This is a genomic window from Paenibacillus sp. OT2-17, assembly GCF_009827695.1.
Lineage (GTDB): Bacteria > Bacillota > Bacilli > Paenibacillales > Paenibacillaceae > Paenibacillus > Paenibacillus polymyxa_B.
The window spans coordinates 1-627 of the sequence record NZ_WUDQ01001022.1 but is presented as its reverse complement, the minus strand read 5'-3'; the positions used below and the strand labels follow the sequence as shown (position 1 = coordinate 627).

The following is a 627-nucleotide window of genomic DNA, read 5'->3' as shown; positions in this document are numbered from 1 at the left end:
CCATGCACCGCACTCCTCTCCGCCAGGCATTTCACAGGGAAACTACCGGGCATCCTGACCTGACCTAAGCTTTCTATAACAGTATATGTATGTTCCTGCCCAAATTTGATAGCAACTCTCAAGAACGCCAAGAGCCCCCACGGAATAATCCGGGAGGCTCAAGATATGGCGATATCAGAATGATGCATCGATTTACACATGTACAAGCTGGAGATAACGTTGTGTTTCATTCAGAACTTCATGATCTTCGTCTTCAGCGTAACGCTCTGCACACTGCTTGCAGTCCTCTTCAGTCGTGCAACCATAGGCATCCTGACAAGTATAACAAAATTGAAGGTAGTATTGGGTTAACATATGATCCTGATTCGCTCTCATGATTATCACTCCTATCGTTGTTTACAGGTTTAGTATAACAGCGGCTTATTCGTTAGTTTGTGATTTTTTTCACATATAGTCGTATAAAATTTAAATTTTTTAAAAATAAAACGCCCTGGGAAAAACACCCCAGGGCAATCACCTTATAGCGATTATAAAATTCTCCAGTTCGCACCGCCGTCCGTCGTTTTCAGCAGCAGTGACTTCTTGTCATCAAGGCGTTCCAAAAGAAGCCAACCCACCGAAGAAGAA

General features: G+C 43.2%; 1 protein-coding gene. It reads right to left on the bottom strand.

The window, feature by feature from the left end; genetic code table 11:
• Window positions 1-192: 192 nt before the first annotated feature.
• Window positions 193-375: a hypothetical protein gene (locus GRP75_RS28830; RefSeq protein WP_023988887.1), complete on the bottom strand. Its 183-nt coding sequence runs from the start codon at window positions 373-375 to the stop codon at window positions 193-195.
• Window positions 376-627: the final 252 nt, after the last annotated feature.

Excerpts from the sequence above, each read along its gene's own strand:
- GRP75_RS28830 (WP_023988887.1), bottom strand. The coding sequence starts at position 375 with ATGAGAGCGAATCAGGATCATATGTTAACCCAATACTACCTTCAATTT.